This is a genomic window from Burkholderia sp. A9, from assembly GCF_000801975.1.
Genome location: NZ_JSZN01000033.1, coordinates 65,415 through 85,656 on the forward strand (window position 1 = coordinate 65,415; position 20,242 = coordinate 85,656).

The window sequence follows — 20,242 nt, forward strand, 5'->3', positions numbered from 1 at the left end:
GGAGGACCAAATATTAGAAGGGTTTCAGGCCGATTGCGCGGCGAGATGGACGAGACGGATGGTCGAAACTAGTGCCTCGCGCTGCTTGATGTGGCCCTCGATCATCGACTGATCGGTGTGCGCCGCGAAGGCCTGCAGAGAGTCGACGTCGCATCCGGCTTTCTTCGCGCCGGTGATCGCTTTCGCGCGGATGTCCTTGATCGTGTGCGGCGCTTTCGCAATTCCCATGCGCTCCATCGCGCCTTCCGATGCGTCGCGCACCAAATGGCCCGTCTTCGCGTCGCCACGCTTGTCGTGTATCACATACGTCTACCCGAATGCGGGGTCGAGCAGCTTCGCGCGCTGCAGGACAGCGTCGATCTCGGGCGGATACGGCCTATCGACTATCTCCTCATTGGAGTCCTCGGCGTTCGACGCACGAAGTGGATGAAGCCGCTTTCGCGGTCGACATAGCTGCAACTGAACGGATCACTCTTGTCAGCTGACCAGCGCAAATTACAGATTTCGGATGATCGTTCCGCGATGAGATATCAGCGGTCGATGAAGCACTGCCTCATGACGCCTGTGTAGATATTTGTTGCCGCTAGTTAGGGCAGTCGAGATAATGCTTGCCCAGCGGGAGAGGAAGTCGCGATCGTAGACGACGCATCGTTACTGCGGTGGAAGTGAAACGTTTCCGCGTGACTGAGAGCTACTGAGGAAAAGACGGAAATGATTGCGGCATCTAATGTAGAGTACGTCCGCGCGTTGAACGAGCACATGCGGAGACATCCACTCCGCAGGCAATGGATGACTCTCCGGCGGGACGACGACGAGATTCGTGCATTTGGTCCTACCGGCGTGGCGAAGGCTTGGGCTGACACTGATGCTCACCTCCAAACGATCTACTCCATGCCATCCGCGCCAGTGCTGACTTCGATCGACCTCCAAGAGCTGGAAGCCGGCAGCGGCTTTGACTGGTCGACGCACTAGATCGTCATCTGAATAGGAAGCCCATCACGCCGACGGGCTTAAATTCCCGGCCAATTCGAGCACATCATGCGTACCGAGCAAATGAGCAACCGCTCGACTCGCCCCGCCCTTCTTGAACCTCGCGCGGAGTTTCGCACGATCCGGGATCGCTTACCTTTACGTCGACCGGTGGTGAGTGCAACGTATCTCCAGCTTGGCCTGCATCCATCTGACAGACATAATTAGCAAGAACTAGTCGAGACAATCGAAACAATGAGCAAACTAGACGAAATCGATCGGGGCCAAATGCTTTTCCCTCCTACCCCCGATAACTGGGACATAGCCGGTCCAGACAGCATTCGCTACGGATGGGACCCTGATTACATCAATCGACGTGGGCAAACGTTCAGCCCGTGGTACTTCGCAAAAAACTGCTCGGCGGTACTTGGACATGTCCGTGTCCACGGCAAGAGTGCGTTGATGGCGGAGATGGCGGAATCGATCTTCTCTTTCCTTAGTCCGCATATTCACACGATTGCCAACTATCGCTACGTTCAAAACGATTTCAAATTTAATTATTTGTGGCACGAAATAGAGCCGCCGTTTTATGGCGCTTTCATGAACAATGTTACTGCACAGGGATTGCTCCATCTTTTCGAAGCCACTGGGATTGAGCGCTACTTATTGCTAGCCGATCGTTTCATGATGACGAGCGTCGATCCCAATGCTCCGATACCTCTTTGCAGCATTGGGTCTGGCGACTTTTGGTTGCACGAATACGTTTTTAAGCTTGAGCCCACAGTCCGGAAATGGGTTAAGTTCAACAGGTCAGGCGAGTGGTTTATGGTCAGAATCTTCAACGGACATATGCACGCCCTCTTTCCCCTTATGCGAATCAGGGAGATGACCGGAACACATGACTATGATGATGCCATTTCGTGGGCGACCGACACCATGCGAGATTTGTTACCTACGCAGGAATATGAAGGGCGGTATTTCTCGTATAGCACCGACCTGCCTCTATATCCTGACTACAATCAAAAGCGAGCCGTTCATTTGGCCGAATCTCTTGCAAAAATAACTGACGATCCCGAGCTGATGGCTTCGAGCAATGAGATGCGGGCGTTCTGGACTCAGATAGAAGGAAAAGAAAATGAATTGCGAGTTGCAGGGATGGAGGATACTAAGCGCGCCCACGCAACAGCTCTGATTCACTTGAAGGGGCGAGGTCAGACTCGATAGGCGGGTTCAGCGACGTGTAAGACGGTCGCAGCGGCGTGTCAAATAATACTTTAGATGAGAAGACCGATGAGCTGGATCTTAGAAATTGAAGCGGCATTCAATAAGGTGCGGACCATACCACTCAATCTTGTAGATCCTAATTTCAAATCACTTCGCAGCATTGTGCTGGAAGGTCATTCAGTCACGCCTACCGAGCAAATGAGCGCTCACTCGACTCGGCCCTCCTTCTTGAACCTCGCGCGGAGTTTCGCACGATCCGGGACACTTACCTTTACGTCGACCGGTGGTGAGTGCAACGTATCTCCAGCTTGGCCTGCATCCATCTGACAGACACAATTAGCAAGAACTAGTCGAGACAATCGAAACAATGAGCAAACTAGGTGAAATCGATCGGGGTCAAATGCTTTTCCCTGCTACCCCCGATAACTGGGACATAGCCGGTCCAGACAGCATTCGCTATGGATGGGACCCTGATTACATCAATCGACGTGGGCAAACGTTCAGCCCGTGGTACTTCGCAAAAAACTGCTCGGCGGTACTTGGACATGTCCGTGCCCACGGCAAGAGTGCGTTGATGGCGGAGATGGCGGAATCGATCTTCTCTGTCCTTAGTCCGCATATTCACACGATTGCCAACTATCGCTATGTTCGGAACGACTTCAAATTTAATTATTTGTGGCACCAAATAGAGCCGCCATTTTACGGCGCTTTCATGAACAATGTTACTGCACAGGGATTGCTCCATCTTTTCGAAGCCACTGGGATTGAGCGCTACTTATTATTAGCCGATCGTTTCATGATGACGAGCGTCGATCCCAATGCCCCGATACCTCTTTGTAGCATTGGGTCCGGCGATTTTTGGTTGCACGAATACGTCTTTAGGCTTGAGCCCACAGTCCGGAAATGGGTCAAGTTCAACAGGTCAGGCGAGTGGTTTATGGCCAGAATCTTCAACGGACATATACACGCCCTCCTTCCCCTTATGCGAATCAAGGAGATGACCGGGACACGGGACTATGACGGCGCCATTTCGTGGGCGGTCGACACCATGCGAGATTGGATTCCTACACAGGAATATGAAGGACGGTATTTCTCGTATAGCCCCGATCTACCCGTATATCCCGACTATGGTCAAAAGCGAGCCGTTCATTTGGCTGAATCGCTTGCAAAGATAACTGATGATCCCGAGCTGATGGTTTCGAGCAATGAGATGCGGGCGTTCTGGACTCAGATAGAAGAAAAAGAAAAGGAATTGCTAGCCACGGCGATGGAGGATACTAAGAACGCCCATGCAACAGCTCTGATTCGCTTGAAGGGGCGAGGTCAAGCTTGATAGACAGGTTCAGCGACGCGTAAGACGGTCGCAGCGGCATGTCAAATAATACTTTAGATGAGAAGACCGATGAGCTTGATCTTAGAAATTGAAGCAGCCTTCAATAAGGCGCAGACCGTACCACTCAATCTTGCGGATCCTGATTGCAAATCATTGTGCGATCAACTCACGGCATTATGCTGGAAGGTCATTCAGGCCACGTCATTGGAAGGCGATCTCTCCGAAGAGTGCTTCACTGCCGCACTAGCATACACAACATCGTTTCCTCATTTGAATTCGAGGCTGTACGAGATCATGTGGCTTTATCGCCTTAATCGCGAGTACCTAAAGGGGAATTTCGACGCAAGAGAATTTAAGAAATCGTTGATAGCCGACATTAAATCAGATCACCGCCCCACAAGAAGCAACCTGCTGTTGCAGGGGATTTGCGAATATTACCTTAACGGAATTAATGAGGCACAATACTACTTCCTACGCGCCAATCAAGAGTATATTTCGAGAGGAATGATTACGCCCTTTTTTTCCTATTCGCGTAGCATTTGCCCAATCGTTAATCTCGACCAGGGAGTTGACCGGGCTCGACCCAGGGCGATCGGAAATAAACCGCCGTCCGATTGCATCCTCATTGCGGGAAATTCAAGCTACATCACGAGATTCTTAGATAACTACGCCAAATCGATTGCCACACACTGCCCCGAAATTACTCTACACCTCCATTGGATTAAAGACGGAAATATTGAGGTAGATGAGGCAGGCTCTCAGGCAATCAGCGAAGTGCACCAAATTTTAGGGGACTCTTTCAAAGTGTCAAGCGAAATGTGCCCTGATATCGGCGACAAACGGTCGTATTATGCACTCAGCCGGTTCTTGGTTGCAAGGGATATTCTTCAGTCGTATCGACGATTAATAATAACCGACATCGACTATGAGGCAATCGGAAGTCTTGACGATTTTTTGAGCTATTGCGATCAATACGAAGTGTGCCTGCAGACATCCAGCACGGTCAACAGCCTATTTCCATGGCTAAAAGTTTTAGCAGGCACGGTTGTCGTAAAAAGCAACTCAGTTGGCCGATTATTTCTCGAGACCTATCGTCGCTGCTATGAGCTGACGTATTTGCCATATGGCCTAAACTGGGGCATCGATCAAAATATTCTTTCGTCGATTCACGATAAACTTTTCCATTTCGGATTTATTGGAAATTCAAGGCTCGTGAAAAATCCATTTACGGTTCCCTATCACATAAAAAGAAGTTCGGTTTAATTCATTGAAAACGTAACCAAACGCTCAAAATCATGCCGAACGGCAACAGTCTACGTATCGTCCGTACCACTTGCCCGCATCCAGAACGCGTACCCGTTATCTGGCATGGCCGCCACTTGTTGACGGCCGCCGCGCAAGCACAGCGCGTGATATCCGTTCGCGACATGGTTGCCCGAGTGCTCGCAGCGCATTGGAACGCGGAATTGCTTCCACGGAGAATGGCCAAGCGCGCGGAGCGGCTCTCCTACAAAAGAAGAAATTCTTTGCATAGTGATTTCAGGAACATGAGAATCTCTGCAACTGAAGTAACGAAATTTATGGCGCACCGGCATGCGCTCATGTGGCGCAAGGCACCTGCATCTAATCATGCCGCAAAGGCTCCAGACACGCTTTCTGTGCCCAGAAAAGTGCGCATCGAGCCGCACTGCCGGATGGCTGTATTCGATGAGTTATACAGCATCGGCAGTTTCTCATATTGCCAGTCTGCGCTACCGGGGTTTGTGAGTATGGGGCGCTACTGCTCCATCGCCTCAGGAGTAAGCGTTTTGGGACCGAACCACCCGTATGAGCGCGTGACAACTTCTCCGTTCACCTATGACAGGCTATTCTCCGATGTACACGCCGCTGCGAAACCGAATGGGGCATTCACGATCTCCCCGCTTCGCTCTCAGAAAAATCCTGAAATAGAAATCGGCCATGACGTCTGGATCGGAGATAACGTGATGGTCGCGCGCGGAGTGAAGATAGGAACGGGTGCCATCATTGCCGGTAATTCTCACGTGGTAAAAGACGTCGCCCCTTATACGATCGTCGGAGGAAATCCAGCTAGACCAATAAAAGACAGATTTCCGTCTCAGTCATTGATCGCCGACCTTCAAGAATCGAAGTGGTGGAAGTACAATTTTTTCGATCTGAATGGCATGGATTTCGAGCAACCGTCAGTTTTCATCGATCAACTCAAGAACCGCGCCCTGAACGGCGAAATTCAGCCATATGAGCCCGTGGCAATAGAGTTCTCAGACTTGTCGGCACTTACGACTTAGAAGCGCGAATAGAATGATTTTTGAAGGTGTCGGCAACAAATGATGCACGCGAAGGTACGCTCGACAACCCTCTGGGTCTTGCGCCGAGGCCACTACCGTGCGGTTTACCCCGACCCGCGATCTGCGTAGCAACGCCGACAGCATGCGGAGGCTTGCGATATTTGTCGTGGTCGTAACCGCGGTCGGCCTGCACGACGACGGGCTTTGATAGAGGCCGCCCCTGCTTGCCGCGAATGGGAGGGACAGCCTCGATCGGAGGCAGTAGTCGGGTGACGTCGTTGCGGTTGGCGACCGTGAGGATCGACACGGGCGGGATTCCCGGTGCTTCGGTAACGACGTGGTGCATCGAACCGGGTCGTTCCCGATCGGTGGGATTGGGTCCTGTTTTGACCTGATACCACTGCACGAATGAAAGACGAATCGATGACCACACACGGCCACTCGGTGCGATCGGCAGCACGAAGCTTCGCCAGCAGTACTTCGTGCTGTCGGCCCCAGATGCCGGTCTGTTGCCAGTCGCGCAGTCTGCGCCAGCAGTTCATGCACGAGCCGCAGCCCGTTTCCTGCGGAAGCATTTCCTAAAGAATGTCGAATTGCAGCACAAACAGAACACCGGTCGGCACGGCGCGACTGATGACAGGCTCGCTGATTTCAACGCCCCCCCGTCTTCTGCGTACCACCCGAATTCCGCCCGCGCACGATCTTCCACAGCGCCCCGAGCACAACCGGCACGATCGCCGCGCCGATCCCCGCCAGCACGATCACGTTCAGGTATTGCCGAATAAACGGAATGTTGCCGAAGAAGTACCCGAGCAGCACCAACAGCATGACCCAGACCACCGCGCCGATCACGTTGAACAGCTGGAAGCGCGCCACGCTCATCGACGACGCGCCCGCGACGAACGGCGCGAACGTGCGCACGACCGGGATGAAGCGCGCGAGCACGATCGTCTTGCCGCCGTGCTTGTCGTAGAACGAGTGGGTCTTCTGCAGCGCCGCGCGGTCGAGGAAGCGCTCGAGCACCGGGATATGGGTATTGAATACCTTCGGGCCGATCCAGCGGCCGATCAGGTAGTTCACGGTATTGCCGGAAATCGCCGCGACCAGCAGCAGCGCGATCAGCGCGCCGATGTGCATGTCGCCCGTCGCCGCGAACGCGCCGCCGATGAACAGCAGCGAATCGCCTGGCAGGAACGGCAACACGACGAGCCCCGTCTCGCAGAACACGATCAGGAACAACACCAGATACACCCATGCACCGTACTGCCGGATGAAGTCGCCGAGGAACGCATCGATATGCAGGACCAGGTTGACGAAATGAAGCAGCGTATCCAAATGCGATTCCTCGAAGGCGAAGGGGCCGGAACGGCCGGAATAAGCGGAAATGCCCGCCGGACAAGGCGGCGCGCGCAACGGAGCCATGATACCGAAACTACCTTAAGGCTCCGTGAAAAAACGTAACCGGACGCGGCCCCGGCACGCACCCGCCGCCTCGCTATAATTCGGCCATGTCCGAAATCACCGAAACGGGCGCGGGCGCCGCGCCCGCCCCCGCTCCGCGCCCGCTGCGCGCGATCCAGCCCCTGCCCGACCAGCTGATCAGCCAGATCGCCGCCGGCGAGGTCGTCGAACGCCCGGCGTCGGTCGTCAAGGAGTTGCTCGAAAACGCGATGGACGCCGGCGCGAGCACGCTGCGCATCGTCCTCGAGGAAGGCGGCGTCAAGCGCATCTCGATCACCGACGACGGCTGCGGGATTCCGCCCGGCGAACTGCCGCTCGCGCTGATGCGCCACGCGACGAGCAAGATCCGCTCGCTCGAGGAGCTCGAGGCGGTCGCGACGCTCGGGTTCCGCGGCGAAGCGCTCGCGTCGATCGCGTCGGTCGCCGAGATGTCCATCACGAGCCGCACGGCTGACGTCGCGCATGCGACGAAGATCGATGCGACCACGGGCGCGCTGTCGCCGGCGGCCGGCGCAGTCGGCACGACGATCGAGGTACGCGAGCTGTACTTCAACACGCCCGCGCGCCGCAAGTTCCTGAAAAGCGAGCAGACCGAGTTCGGCCACTGCCTCGAGATGATCCGCCGCGCGGCGCTCGCGCGGCCGGACGTCGCGATCTCGGTGCTGCACAACGGCAAGGCCGTCGAGCACTGGAACGCGACCGAGCCCGCGCAGCGCGTCGCAAAGATCCTCGGCGACAGCTTCGCGACCGCGCACCTGCCGCTCGACGAGCAGGCCGGGCCGCTCGCCGTCTACGGCTGTGCCGGGCTGCCGACCGCGAGCCGCGGCCGCGCCGACCAGCAATATTTCTTCGTCAACGGCCGCTTCGTGCGCGACAAGCTGCTCACCCACGCGGTGCGTGCGGCCTACGAAGACGTCCTCCACGGCGATCGCTACCCGTCGTACGTACTGTTTCTCGACCTGCCGCCCGAAGCGGTCGACGTGAATGTGCACCCGTCGAAGATCGAAGTGCGGTTCCGCGATTCGCGCTCGATCCACCAGTACGTCTTCCACGCGGTGCAGCGCGCGCTTGCGCGCCACGCCGGCGCGTCGCCGGAAACCACCGCGGGCGGCCATGCCGCGCAGCTCTCACCGGCGCCGGCCGGACCTGCCTCGTTCCTGAATACACCGCTCGGCCAGCCCGCGGCCACCGGTACGGGCGGCAGCGGCTTCTCGTCGCCGTCGTCATCGTCTTCATCGGGAAACACGTGGATGCGCCAGGCGCGCATGACGCAGGGCACGCTGCCGGTCGCACAGCCGCTCGCGCTCTACGACGCGCTGTTCGGCCGCAAGGACACGGGTGCGGGCACGCCGGACGGCACGACGATCGTCGCGCGCGCATCCGCAGATTCAGCCGATGCGCCGATCGCACCGCTGCCAGGCTTCGTCGCAGCGCCGTTCGCCGGCACCGCACACGACGAGCAGCCGCTCGGCTTCGCGCTCGGCCAGATCCACGGGATCTACGTGCTCGCTCAGAACGCGCACGGCCTCGTGATCGTCGACATGCACGCGGCGCACGAACGGATCCTGTACGAACAGTTCAAAAACGCGCTCGCCGACCGCACGGTCGCCGTGCAGGCGCTGCTGCTGCCGATCTCGATGACGGCGACGCCGATCGAGATCGGCACGGTCGAGGAAGAACGCGACACGCTCGAATCGCTGGGTTTCGACCTCGCGGTGCTGTCGCCGACGACGCTCGCGATCCGCGCGGTGCCCGCGCTGCTGAAGGACGCGGACCTGCAGTCGCTCGCGCGCGCGGTGCTCGCGGACCTGCACGCGTTCGGCGGCTCGCGCGTGCTCACCGAGCGCCAGCACGAGCTGCTCGGCACGCTCGCGTGCCACCACGCGGTGCGTGCGAACCGCCGCCTGACGCTCGACGAGATGAACGCGTTGCTGCGCCAGATGGAAGCGACCGAACGCGCGGACCAGTGCAATCACGGCCGGCCGACGTGGTATCAGCTCACGCTGAACGATCTCGACCGCCTCTTCATGCGCGGACAATGAGCGCTTCACCGCAGTCCCCTCCGACGACGATCGCCTGCCTGCTCGGCCCCACTGCCTCGGGCAAGACGGCCGCGGCGCTGGCGCTCGCCGCGCGCCGCCCGATCGAGATCGTCAGCGTCGATTCGGCGCTCGTCTACCGCGACATGGATATCGGCACCGCGAAGCCGACGCGTGACGAGCGCGCGAGCGTACCGCACCATCTGATCGACATCATCGACCCGGCCGATGCCTATTCGGCGGCCGAATTCCGCGCGGACGCGCTGCGCGTGATCGGCGAGATCGCCGCGCGCGGCCGCACGCCGCTGCTCGCGGGCGGCACGATGCTGTACTACAAGGCGCTGACGCAGGGGCTCAACGACCTGCCGACCGCCGATCCGGCCGTGCGCGCGGAGCTCGATGCCGACGCCGCGCGCGATGGCTGGCCTGCACTGCATGCGCGGCTCGCGCAGGTCGACCCCGCGACGGCCGCACGGCTCGCGCCGAACGATTCGCAGCGGATCCAGCGTGCGCTCGAAGTGTTCCTGCTCAGCGGGCAGCCGATGTCGGCGCTGCTCGCGGCGCCGCGGCGCGCGGACGATGCGGCCGCCGCCTACCGCTTCGTGCCGGTGGCGCTCGAACCGTCGGACCGCGCGGTGCTGCACGCGCGCATCGCGCAACGCTTCGACGCGATGCTCGACGCAGGCTTCATCGACGAAGTCGAGCGGCTGCGCCGTCGCGAGGATCTCCACCTCGGCCTGCCGTCGATGCGCTGCGTCGGCTACCGGCAGGCGTGGGAATTCCTCGACGGCGACACCGATTACCGGACGATGCGCGACAAGGGCATCTTCGCGACGCGCCAGCTGTGCAAACGGCAGATCACGTGGCTGCGCGCGATGCCCGAGCGGATCGTCGTCGACTGCGTGTCACCCGATTCGACCGGGCGGGCGGTCGATGCGCTCGAACGCGTGCTGGACGGCGGCATCGCGGATCGTTAGCCGGGCCGGTTCGACGCGCGCCGGCTCGACACGAACCAGGTTTCCACCCGCTCGCGAATCGCGCGTTCGTCCTCGGTCAGCGTCGTTCCTCCTTCATCGGCGCCCGATACTCGATCCGACACCCGAAAAAAAACCGCCCGGATCGACTCCGGGCGGTTTTCCTTGCTGCATCTGCTGCTGTGCGTCAGACCACGACCGTCTGCGCCTCGCCTTCGCGGCTCGCACGCACGGTGCCGATCTTCCACACCTGCTCGCCGGCGGCCGTCAGGTCGGCGATCGCTGCGTCGGCATCGGCTGCCGAGACGATCACGGCCATCCCGATCCCGCAGTTGAACACGCGGTGCATTTCCGCGTCGGCGACGCCGCCGTGCTCCTGCAGCCACTTGAACAGCGGCGGCAGCGGCCATGCGTTCTGGTCGAGCTCGGCCGTGAGGCCTTCACGCAGCACGCGCGGGATGTTCTCGACGAGGCCGCCACCGGTGATGTGCGCCATGCCCTTCACCGACAGCTTCTGCATCAGCGCGAGCAGCGGCTTCACGTAGATGCGCGTGGGCGCCATCAGCGTGTCGGCCAGCGAGCGGCCGTGGAAGTCGGCCGACAGGTCGGGGTTCGCGCGCTCGATGATCTTGCGCACGAGCGAGAAGCCGTTCGAGTGGATGCCGCTCGACGCGAGGCCGAGCACCACGTCGCCTTCGGCGATCGTGCTGCCGTCGATGATCTTGCTCTTCTCGACCGCGCCGACCGCGAAACCGGCCAGGTCGTATTCGCCGTCCGGGTACATGCCCGGCATTTCGGCCGTTTCACCGCCGATCAGCGCGCAACCCGACAGCTCGCAGCCGTGCGCGATGCCCTTGACGACCGTGGCGGCCGTGTCGACGTCGAGCTTGCCGCACGCGAAGTAGTCGAGGAAGAACAGCGGCTCGGCACCCTGCACGAGGATGTCGTTCACGCTCATCGCCACCAGATCCTGGCCGACGGTGTCGTGTTTGTTCAGATGAAAGGCCAGCTTGAGCTTGGTGCCCACACCGTCGGTGCCCGACACGAGCACGGGCTCCTGGTACTTCTTCGGCACTTCGAACAGCGCGCCGAACCCGCCGATGCCGCCGAGCACGCCGTCGCGCAGGGTTTTCTTCGCAAAAGGCTTGATCTTGTCGATGAGAGCGTCGCCCGCGTCGATGTCGACGCCTGCGTCGCGGTAGGACAGACCCTGAGCGTCAGGAGCGGATTTCGGAGGATTCATGGGGGAATGCGAGAAGGTCGGTAAAATGCGATTTTACCCGAAGCCGGCCCGTTGGCCGGAATTCCCAGCACCGAATCGTCAGGGATTGCATCTTGGTCAACACGTCCCCGTTTTCATCGCTACGCGAGCCGCGCCGAAACCCGCGCGCCGCCGTGCGTGCGGCCGTGCGTGCAGCCACCGCAGCAGTCCCCCGCGCGTGCCCGGCGCACGGCGCGCGTTTCATCAACCGACCCGCATTGTGACTGTTGTGTCCCGTCAACTGACGCTCGATCTCGGCACGCCGCCGCCCGCCACGTTCGACAACTTCATCATGAATGAAGAGAACGACGAGCTCATCTCGCGGCTCCAGAAGCTCGACCTCGCGCTCGCGGCGGGGCCCGTGCCGGACCGGTCGTTCTACATCTGGGGCGAGCCGGGCAGCGGCCGCACCCATCTGCTGCAGGCGCTCGTGAGCGACGCGTCGTACGGCTACGCGCGCTACCTGACGCCGCAAAGCCCGCTCGGCGCGTTCACGTTCGACCCGCGCATCGGCATCTACGCGATCGACGACTGCGACCGCATGAGCGACGCGCAGCAGGTCGCGCTGTTCAACCTGTTCAACGAGGTCCGCGCGCACCCGTCGAGCGCGTTTGTCGCGGCGGGCCCGGCGGCGCCGCTCGCGCTCGACGTGCGCGAGGATCTCCGCACGCGGCTCGGCTGGGGGCTCGTGTTCCACCTGTCGCCGCCGTCCGACGCCGGCAAGATCGCCGTGCTGAAACTGGCGGCGAAGGAGCGCGGGATCGCGCTCACCGACGACATCGCCGCATACCTGCTGACCCATTTCCGCCGCGACATGCCCAGCCTGATGGCACTGCTCGACGCGCTCGACCGCTTCTCGCTCGAGCAAAAACGCGCCGTCACGCTGCCGCTGCTGCGCCGGATGCTGGCCCGTCCCGGCGACGACATCGCACCGCCGGGCACAGGCCCGAACCGCTTCGAGTAAAATGCGCTTCCATGACTAATCTGGCACTCTTTGACCTCGATCACACGCTGATCCCGACCGATAGCGACCACGAATGGGGCCGCTTCATGGTGAAGCTCGGCATCGTCGACGCGGAAAGCTTCTCGCGTCAGAACGATCAGTTCTTCGCCGACTACAAGGCCGGCCAGCTCGACATCCATGCGTATCTGTGCGCGATGCTCACGCCGCTCGCGAAGTATTCGCGCGCGCAGCTCGCCGCATGGCACGAGCAATACATGCACGAGGTGATCCGCCCCGCGATGACGCCCGCCGCGCTCGAACTCGTGCGCAAGCACCTCGATGCCGGCGACCTGTGCTGCGTCGTGACCGCGACCAACGAATTCATCACGCGTCCGATCGCGACCGCGTTCGGCGTCGACACGCTGATCGCGTGCGAGGTCGAAACGACCGACGGGCACCCCGACTCGCCTTACACGGGCCGCCCGACCGGCACGCCGAGCTATCGCGAAGGCAAGATCGTGCGCACCGAAGCGTGGCTCGCGTCGCTCGGCAAGCACTGGGACGACTTCGAACACAGCTACTTCTACAGCGACTCGCACAACGACATCCCGTTGCTCGAGAAAGTCACCGACCCGATCGCGACCAACCCCGACGACACGCTGCGTGCGCATGCAAGCGACCGCGGCTGGCGCATCCTAGATCTCTTCTGAACGTCGTGATCAAAAAATTCATTCGCAAGCTGCTCGGCCAGGACGGCGCCGAACAAACGTCGCCCGCCGAGGCGCCCGCCGCCGACACGGCCCCTGCCCCGCGCCACGCAAAGGGTAGCCGCAGCGGCGCTGCCAAAAAGCCGCGCAGCAATCACGAGCCGACCGTCGTGCCGGCCAGCGTGCACCAGATCGACCCGTCGCTGATCTCGAAGAACGCGGTGCGCGTGACCGACACGCTGCAGCAGGCGGGCTTCCGCGCGTTCATCGTCGGCGGTGCGGTGCGCGACCTGCTGCTCGGCATCGCGCCGAAGGACTTCGACGTCGCGACCGACGCAACGCCGACCGAGGTGCAGCGCCTGTTCCGCCGTGCGCGCCTGATCGGCCGCCGCTTCCAGATCGTCCACGTGCAGTTCGGCCAGGAACTGATCGAAGTGTCGACGTTCCGCGCACTGGTCGACGCGCCGCCCGAAGCTGCCGCTGCCGAGCCGCCGAAGCGCCTGAAGCGCGACGAACTCGATCGCCGCACGCATGCGGTCGACGCGAGCGGCCGCGTGCTGCGTGACAACGTCTGGGGCGAACAGCACGAAGACGCCGCGCGCCGCGATTTCACGATCAACGCGATGTACTACGACCCGTCGACGCAGACGGTGCTCGACTACCACGACGGGATGGCCGACATGCGCGCCCGTCTGCTGCGGATGATCGGCGATCCGGCCACCCGCTATCGCGAGGATCCGGTACGGATGCTGCGCGTCGTGCGCTTCGCGGCGAAGCTCGGCTTCGAGATCGAGCCGCACACGCGCGAGCCGATCAACGCGCTCGCCGACCTGATCAACAACGTGCCGGCCGCGCGCCTGTTCGACGAAATGCTGAAGCTGTTGCTGTCGGGCCACGCGCTCGCGTGCCTGCAGCAGCTGCGCAAGGAAGGGCTGCACCACGGGCTGCTGCCGCTCCTCGACGTCGTGCTCGAACAGCCGCAGGGCGAGAAATTCATCACGCTCGCGCTGAACAACACCGACGCGCGCGTGCGCGCCGGCAAGCCGGTGTCGCCGGGCTTCCTGTTCGCGACGCTGCTGTGGCACGACATGCGCCAGCGCTTCGAGCAATACACGGCAGAGGGCGAAATCCCGGTGCCGGCGCTCCATCGCGCGATGGACGACGTGCTCGACATGCAGACCGAGAAACTCGCGATCCACAAGCGCTATTCGGCCGACATGCGCGAGATCTGGGGCCTGCAGCTGCGCCTCGAGAAACGCTCGGGCCGCAGCGCGATGAGGCTGCTGGAACACCAAAGGTTTAGAGCGGGGTATGATTTCCTCCTGTTACGCTGCGAATCCGGCGAGCTCGAAGCGGAAGTCGGACAGTGGTGGACGGATTTCATCGAAGGCGACGCAGCCGCTCGTGAGGCACTCCTCACGCAAGGCGGCTCGAAGGAAAAATCGCCCCGCAAGCGGCGCCGCCGCGGCGGTGCGCGAAACCGCAACCCGGGCGAAGGCGCAGCCGAGCAGGCGCCGGACACCGCAGGCGGTTCCGACGACTGACGCGCTCGCCGGCGAACGACGTAGGAAGTGATGCCATGACGGTTGCATATATCGGACTGGGGGCGAATCTCGGCGATGCGCGCCAGACCCTGAAGGACGCGGTGGTGTGTCTTGCGCAGCAGCGCACCATCTCGATCCTCGGCAAATCGAGCCTGTATCGCACGGCGCCCTTCGAAGCGGGCGGCGACGATTACTACAACTGCGTCGTCAAGCTCGACACGACGCTGTCGGCCCGTGAGCTGCTCGCGCTCTGCCAGAAGATCGAACATCACTTCGGGCGCGAGCGCCCGTATCGCAACGCGCCGCGCACGCTCGACCTCGACATCCTGCTGTTCGGCACCGACTCGATCGACGAACCGGACCTGATCGTCCCGCACCCGCGCCTCACCGATCGCGCATTCGCGCTCGTGCCGCTCGTCGAGATCGAGCCGGCGCTCGACATCCCCGCGCGCGGCCGCGCCGCCGCGTTCCTCGCGGCGGTCGCCAACCAGCGCGTCGAGAAGGTGCAGGCCTGTCAATGCCTGATGCAGAAGGCCCTGGCCGCCAGCGCAGACGCCGACAAGAACCGCTGCCGATGAACCCCACTCCACTGACCGTCACCGCGCCCGACTTGCGCGCCCCGCACCGCTATCTGGTGATCGAAGGCCCGATCGGCGTCGGCAAGACGACGCTCGCACGCCTGCTCGGCGAGCGCTGGTCGATGCAGACGCTGCTCGAACGCCCGCAGGACAACCCGTTCCTCGAACGCTTCTATCGCGACACCGCGCGCTACGCGCTGCCCGCGCAGCTGTCGTTCGCGCTGCAGCGCGCGCAGCAGGCGCGCGAACTGATCGGCGCGCTCGACACGGGCCGGCCCGTCGTCGCCGATTTCATGCCGCAGAAGAACGACATCTTCGCGCGGCTGAACCTGCCGGAAGACGAATGGCAGCTGTACCGGTCGATTGCGACGCACCTCGACGTGCCGCAGGCGCCCGCGCCCGATCTCGTCGTCTATCTGCAGGCGAGCCCCGAAGTGCTGTTCTCGCGCATCCAGAAGCGCGGGCTGCCGATGGAGCTGCAGATCAGCGATGCGTACCTGCGCTCGCTCGTCGACGCGTACAACGAATTCTTCTATCACTACGACCGCACGCCGGTGCTGACGGTCGCAGCCGAACACCTGAACCCGCTGGATTCCCCCGAAGACCTCGCGCTGCTGATCGAGCGCATCGACACGATGCGCGGCCGCAAGGAATTCTTCGTCAAGGGCGAGACGACGCGCTGACGCGTCCTCTCCTGTCGTTCTTCACCTATCGAACCGGATTTCCCATGACCTATCTCCAGGAATCGAGCCGGCCTGCCGTGACGGTGCCGAAGCTGCAGGCAATGCGCGAGGCCGACGAGAAGATCGCGATGCTCACCTGCTACGACGCGAGCTTTTCCGCGCTGCTCGATCGCGCCGGCACCGACGTGCTGCTGATCGGCGATTCGCTCGGCAACGTGCTGCAGGGCCACACGACCACGCTGCCCGTATCGCTCGAGGACATCGCGTACCACACCGCGTGCGTCGCGCGCGTACAGCCGCGCGCGCTCGTCGTCGCCGATCTGCCGTTCGGCACGTACGGCACGCCGGCCGAGGCGTTCGCAAACTCGGTCAAGCTGATGCGCGCGGGCGCACAGATGGTCAAGCTCGAAGGCGGCGAATGGCTCGCCGAAACGATCCGCTTCCTCGTCGAACGCTCGGTGCCGGTGTGCGCGCACGTCGGCCTCACGCCGCAATCGGTGCACGCGTTCGGCGGCTTCAAGGTGCAGGGCAAGACCGAAGCCGGCGCCGCGCAGCTGCTGCGCGATGCGCGCGCGGTCGAGGACGCGGGTGCGCAGCTCGTCGTGCTCGAAGCGGTGCCGACGCTCGTCGCGTCCGAAGTCACGCACATGCTGAAGATCCCGACGATCGGCATCGGCGCGGGTCTCGATTGCTCGGGCCAGGTGCTGGTGCTGCACGACATGCTCGGCATTTTCCCCGGCAAGCGTCCGCGTTTCGTGAAGGATTTCATGCAAGGTCAGCCGAACATCCAGGCGGCCGTCGAAGCCTACGTGAGCGCGGTGAAGGACCGCACGTTCCCGGGCCCCGAACACTCGTTCTGACGCGCGGCCGGCGGCGCATTCGCCGGCGCCCTGCCCTGTCGATAAAAAAAAGCGCGGCGCCCTTTGCGGGGCGCCGCGCTTTTTGTTTCGGACCGGCGGCGCGAGCCGTCACGTCATCACGTCATGATTTCAACACCGCGTCGAGCGCGCCGCGCAGTGCATTGGTCAGCAGCAGTGCTTCTGCGCGCGCAAGATCGTCGCACGTGACGACACGCTCCACCGCTCCGAACGCCCGGTCGGCGAGCAGCACGCCGCGCATCACGCCCGGCAGCACGCCGCTCGTCAGCGGCGGCGTCACCCATTGGCCGTCGAGCTTCACGAACAGGTTCGAGCGCCCGCCTTCCGTCACCTCGCCTCGTTCGTTGACGAACAGCATGTCGAAACCGCCGAGCGCCTCCGCTGCCTGCCACGCACGGTCGTATTCGGCGCGGTGCGTCGTCTTGTGCAGCAGCAGCGCATCGCTCGCACGAGTCGGTGCGAAGCCGTGCGCGGACGCCAGCAGCACACCGACGGGCCCCGCCGGCAGCGGCTTGAGCGGTGCAGCGATGATCTCGATCGTGCCGTCCTTCGCGAGCGAAAGCTTCATCCGGTAAGCCCCGTCGCCGTCGAGCGCCGCGCAGCGCGCATCGATCTCGCGGCGCAATGCATCGGTGTCGAAGCGGAAGCCGAACGCATCCGCACTGCGCTGCAGCCGCGCGAGATGGCGCGCGAGATGCCGGATGCCGTCCGCACGGGTCGCGGCGGTGGTCTCGAACAGCTGGAAGCCGGGATCGGCGTCGGTCAGGAATCGCGCTTTCAATTCGCACTCCGCATATTCGTCGGCGGCGACGCTGTCGAGCACGATGCCCGCGCCGACGCCCATCATGCCGCGTCGCCGGCCGGCCGCCGCCGTTGCCGGGCCATGCGCATCGATCGTTTCGCCGGCAGCGGCACCGACCGCCTCGACGGTCAGTGTCCGGATCGCGACCGACAGGCAGAAATCGCCGCAGCCGGCCGCGCCGTCGGGCGACGCCTCGGTCGCGACATCCCGCGGGGCGTCGAGCCAGCCGATCGCACCGGTATAGAGCCCGCGCGGCGTCGACTCGATCGCGTCGATCAGCTCCATGGTCTTGTGCTTCGGCGCACCGGTGATCGACCCGCACGGAAACAGCGCGCGCAGCATCTGCGCAAACGTCGTGCCATCGCGCCAGCCGGCCTCGACCGTCGACGTCATCTGCCACACCGACGCATACGGTTCGACGGAGAACAGCGCCGGCACCTTGACGGTGCCCGTGCGCGCGATCCGCGATACGTCGTTGCGCAGCAGGTCGACGATCATCACGTTTTCCGCGCGGTTCTTCGGATCGTTCGCGAGGAACGCGGCAGCCGCCGCATCGTCGCGGGGATCGGCCGAACGCGGCGCGGTGCCCTTCATCGGCCGCGCGCGCAGCACGTCGCCGTGCTTCTCGACGAACAGCTCGGGCGAGCACGACACGACCCACTCGCCGCCGGGCAGCGCGATCAGCGCGCCGTACCGCACGGGCTGGCGCGCGCGCAGCCGCCGGTACAGCGCGAGCGGCGTGCCGAACACGTCGAAATTCAGCCGGTACGTGTAGTTGACCTGATACGAATCGCCTGCGCGCAGCGCATCGTGCACGGCGGCGATCGCCGCGTCGAACGCGTCGCGCGACACGCTTTTCGCGACATGCGCGACGCCCGCGATCGACGGCGGGCCGCCGCCATCCTGCTGCGCGAGCCACGCGTCGACTTCGTCGCGCGACAGGCGCTCGCAGCGCGCATACAGCAAAAAGCGCAGCGGGGCATGGCCCGGCTGCGCTCTTTCCAGATTGCGTCCGAATTCGTAATCGCCGACGACGACCGCATGCAGCCCGTCGCGCAGATCCTGCGCCACCGCCGCATCGAGTTCGTCGAGCCGTGCCGGATCCGTGCACACGCGCTCGTGCACGAAACCGGAATACAAACGACTCGACCGCGCGGACGCGGTCGAGTCGCAATCGTCCAAGAGCGCGAACGACGCGCTCTCGTTGCCTTCAGTCATGCCGTTACTCGAAGAAGCTCTTCACCCGGTCGAACCAGCTCTTGCTCTGCGGGCTGTGACGCGCACCGCCCTCGGCCAGCGACTTCTCGAACTGCTTGAGCAGGTCGCGCTGCTGGTCGGTCAGCTTCACGGGCGTCTCGACCTGCACGTGCACGTACAGATCGCCCGCGATGCTCGAACGCAAACCCTTGATCCCCTTGCCGCGCAGGCGGAACGTCTTGCCCGACTGCGTGCCTTCCGGCACCGGGAACGACGCACGGCCGGCCAGCGTCGGCACCTCGATCTCGCCGCCGAGTGCGGCGGTCGTGAACGGGATCGGCATCTGGCAGTGGAGATCGTCGCCGTCGCGCTCGAACACCGAGTGCGGCTTGATATGGATCTCGACGTACAGGTCGCCCGGCGGCCCGCCGTTGATGCCCGGCTCGCCATTGCCGGCCGAGCGGATCCGCATCCCGTCGTCGATGCCGGCCGGGATCTTCACTTCGAGCGTCTTGGTTTCCTTCACCTTGCCCGAGCCGTGGCAATGCACGCACGGTTCGGGGATGTAGGTGCCGGTGCCGTGACACTTCGGGCAGGTCTGCTGGATGCTGAAGAAGCCCTGCGACATGCGCACCGTGCCCTGGCCGTGACAGGTCGGGCAGGTTTCCGGCTTCGTGCCGGGCTTCGCACCCGACCCGTGACAGACTTCGCACGACACCCAGCTCGGCACGCGGATCTGCGTGTCGTAGCCGTGCGCGGCCTGCTCGAGCGTGATTTCCATGCTGTAGCGCAGGTCGGCGCCGCGATACACCTGCGGGCCGCCGCGGCCGCCGCGCGCGGCACCGCCCGCGGCCTGACCGAAGATGTCGCCGAAGATGTCGCCGAACGCGTCCGCGAAACCGCCGAAACCCTGGCCGCCCGCACCACCCATGTTCGGATCGACGCCCGCGTGGCCGTACTGGTCGTACGCCGCGCGCTTCTGGTCGTCCGACAGCATTTCATAGGCTTCCTTCACTTCCTTGAAATGCTCTTCCGCATCCTTGCTGTCCGGATTGCGGTCCGGGTGATACTTCATCGCAAGCTTGCGATACGCCTTCTTGATTTCGTCGTCGCTCGCATTCTTTGCGACGCCCAGAACCTCGTAGTAATCCCGTTTCGCCATATCGATTCACTGTGCCGTCGCGCGTCACACACGCGGCGGCTCCTTTCGCCCGCAGTAAAGTCTCTCGACTCGTCTGGCGCTGCGCCGTCCGCGGACGGCTCGCGCAGCACCCGCCAAAAAACAAATGTGCCCGGAGGGCCGCGAAGCCCGCCAGGCGTGGAGTCGATCCGGCCATCCGGAA

The 20,242-nt window shown here is 62.7% G+C and carries 18 protein-coding genes and 1 pseudogene; 12 read left to right on the forward strand and 7 right to left on the reverse strand.

Annotated elements, in window-relative coordinates; all coding sequences use genetic code 11:
- Nucleotides 1-24: 24 nt before the first annotated feature.
- Nucleotides 25-303 (reverse strand): hypothetical protein, encoded by a 279-nt coding sequence (locus PI86_RS15710; RefSeq protein ID WP_152608112.1) that lies wholly within the window; start codon nucleotides 301-303, stop codon nucleotides 25-27.
- 921 nt (nucleotides 304-1,224) lie between these two features.
- Here PI86_RS15710 and PI86_RS13820 point away from each other — a divergent pair.
- The 4 genes from PI86_RS13820 (at nucleotide 1,225) to PI86_RS17780 (ending at nucleotide 5,832) form a co-directional block, all read left to right on the forward strand.
- The gene (locus PI86_RS13820) at nucleotides 1,225-2,193 is read left to right on the forward strand and encodes a hypothetical protein (protein WP_039323403.1); all 969 of its coding nucleotides are present in this window, start codon (nucleotides 1,225-1,227) and stop codon (nucleotides 2,191-2,193) included.
- Between the two features lie 367 nt (nucleotides 2,194-2,560).
- Complete coding sequence (locus PI86_RS13825; protein ID WP_152608113.1) at nucleotides 2,561-3,526, forward strand: hypothetical protein; 966 nt, start codon at nucleotides 2,561-2,563, stop codon at nucleotides 3,524-3,526.
- Nucleotides 3,527-3,595: 69 nt separating this feature from the next.
- Nucleotides 3,596-4,789: a hypothetical protein gene (locus PI86_RS17175; protein ID WP_152608114.1), complete on the forward strand. Its 1,194-nt coding sequence runs from the start codon at nucleotides 3,596-3,598 to the stop codon at nucleotides 4,787-4,789.
- A 32-nt stretch (nucleotides 4,790-4,821) separates the two neighbouring features.
- Nucleotides 4,822-5,832 carry a CatB-related O-acetyltransferase gene (locus PI86_RS17780; RefSeq protein ID WP_082012242.1) on the forward strand — a complete coding sequence of 337 codons (1,011 nt, stop codon included), beginning with the start codon at nucleotides 4,822-4,824 and terminating at the stop codon, nucleotides 5,830-5,832.
- Here PI86_RS17780 and PI86_RS17785 read toward each other — a convergent pair.
- Together PI86_RS17785 and PI86_RS13830 are read right to left on the reverse strand one after the other, a co-directional pair.
- A pseudogene (locus PI86_RS17785) lies at nucleotides 5,829-6,476 on the reverse strand (transposase); the annotation flags it as partial. The gene PI86_RS17780 and the pseudogene PI86_RS17785 sit on opposite strands and share 4 nt — an antisense overlap.
- Nucleotides 6,477-6,483: 7 nt before the next feature.
- The gene (locus PI86_RS13830) at nucleotides 6,484-7,167 is read right to left on the reverse strand and encodes a DedA family protein (protein ID WP_039323409.1); all 684 of its coding nucleotides are present in this window, start codon (nucleotides 7,165-7,167) and stop codon (nucleotides 6,484-6,486) included.
- A gap of 173 nt (nucleotides 7,168-7,340) precedes the next feature.
- Here PI86_RS13830 and mutL point away from each other — a divergent pair, with 173 nt between their 5' ends.
- Together mutL and miaA are read left to right on the forward strand one after the other, a co-directional pair.
- Complete coding sequence (mutL, locus tag PI86_RS13835) at nucleotides 7,341-9,335, forward strand: DNA mismatch repair endonuclease MutL (RefSeq protein WP_039323412.1); 1,995 nt, start codon at nucleotides 7,341-7,343, stop codon at nucleotides 9,333-9,335.
- Entirely contained in the window at nucleotides 9,332-10,309 is a 978-nt protein-coding gene (gene miaA / locus PI86_RS13840) for a tRNA (adenosine(37)-N6)-dimethylallyltransferase MiaA (protein WP_014897997.1), read from the forward strand. The genes mutL and miaA overlap by 4 nt, the downstream gene beginning before the upstream one ends.
- Here the strand turns inward: miaA and PI86_RS17885 are convergent.
- Together PI86_RS17885 and purM are read right to left on the reverse strand one after the other, a co-directional pair.
- Nucleotides 10,306-10,431 (reverse strand): hypothetical protein, encoded by a 126-nt coding sequence (locus PI86_RS17885; protein WP_268745914.1) that lies wholly within the window; start codon nucleotides 10,429-10,431, stop codon nucleotides 10,306-10,308. The two genes, miaA and PI86_RS17885, sit on opposite strands and share 4 nt — an antisense overlap.
- A gap of 62 nt (nucleotides 10,432-10,493) precedes the next feature.
- Entirely contained in the window at nucleotides 10,494-11,549 is a 1,056-nt protein-coding gene (gene purM / locus PI86_RS13845; protein ID WP_014897998.1) for a phosphoribosylformylglycinamidine cyclo-ligase, read from the reverse strand.
- 247 nt (nucleotides 11,550-11,796) lie between these two features.
- Here purM and hda point away from each other — a divergent pair, with 247 nt between their 5' ends.
- Genes hda through panB form a run of 6 tightly spaced genes read left to right on the forward strand, consistent with a single transcriptional unit; the run spans nucleotide 11,797 to nucleotide 16,882 of the window.
- Nucleotides 11,797-12,531, forward strand: coding sequence for a DnaA regulatory inactivator Hda (gene hda, locus PI86_RS13850; RefSeq protein ID WP_014897999.1), 735 nt, complete (start codon nucleotides 11,797-11,799; stop codon nucleotides 12,529-12,531).
- An 11-nt stretch (nucleotides 12,532-12,542) separates the two neighbouring features.
- Nucleotides 12,543-13,220, forward strand: coding sequence for an HAD family hydrolase (locus PI86_RS13855; protein ID WP_039323415.1), 678 nt, complete (start codon nucleotides 12,543-12,545; stop codon nucleotides 13,218-13,220).
- 5 nt (nucleotides 13,221-13,225) lie between these two features.
- A complete protein-coding gene (gene pcnB / locus PI86_RS13860) occupies nucleotides 13,226-14,761 on the forward strand; it encodes a polynucleotide adenylyltransferase PcnB (RefSeq protein ID WP_014898001.1) in 1,536 nt (511 codons plus the stop codon).
- A 35-nt stretch (nucleotides 14,762-14,796) separates the two neighbouring features.
- Nucleotides 14,797-15,339 (forward strand): 2-amino-4-hydroxy-6-hydroxymethyldihydropteridine diphosphokinase, encoded by a 543-nt coding sequence (gene folK, locus PI86_RS13865; protein WP_014898002.1) that lies wholly within the window; start codon nucleotides 14,797-14,799, stop codon nucleotides 15,337-15,339.
- On the forward strand, nucleotides 15,336-16,022 hold the full coding sequence (locus PI86_RS13870) for a deoxynucleoside kinase (protein WP_014898003.1): 687 nt from the start codon (nucleotides 15,336-15,338) through the stop codon (nucleotides 16,020-16,022). The genes folK and PI86_RS13870 overlap by 4 nt, the downstream gene beginning before the upstream one ends.
- A gap of 44 nt (nucleotides 16,023-16,066) precedes the next feature.
- Entirely contained in the window at nucleotides 16,067-16,882 is an 816-nt protein-coding gene (panB, locus tag PI86_RS13875) for a 3-methyl-2-oxobutanoate hydroxymethyltransferase (RefSeq protein WP_039323418.1), read from the forward strand.
- 121 nt (nucleotides 16,883-17,003) lie between these two features.
- Here panB and PI86_RS13880 read toward each other — a convergent pair whose 3' ends face one another.
- Together PI86_RS13880 and dnaJ are read right to left on the reverse strand one after the other, a co-directional pair.
- Nucleotides 17,004-18,920 (reverse strand): chorismate-binding protein, encoded by a 1,917-nt coding sequence (locus PI86_RS13880; RefSeq protein WP_039323421.1) that lies wholly within the window; start codon nucleotides 18,918-18,920, stop codon nucleotides 17,004-17,006.
- Nucleotides 18,921-18,924: 4 nt separating this feature from the next.
- Entirely contained in the window at nucleotides 18,925-20,061 is a 1,137-nt protein-coding gene (gene dnaJ / locus PI86_RS13885; protein ID WP_014898006.1) for a molecular chaperone DnaJ, read from the reverse strand.
- Nucleotides 20,062-20,242: the final 181 nt, after the last annotated feature.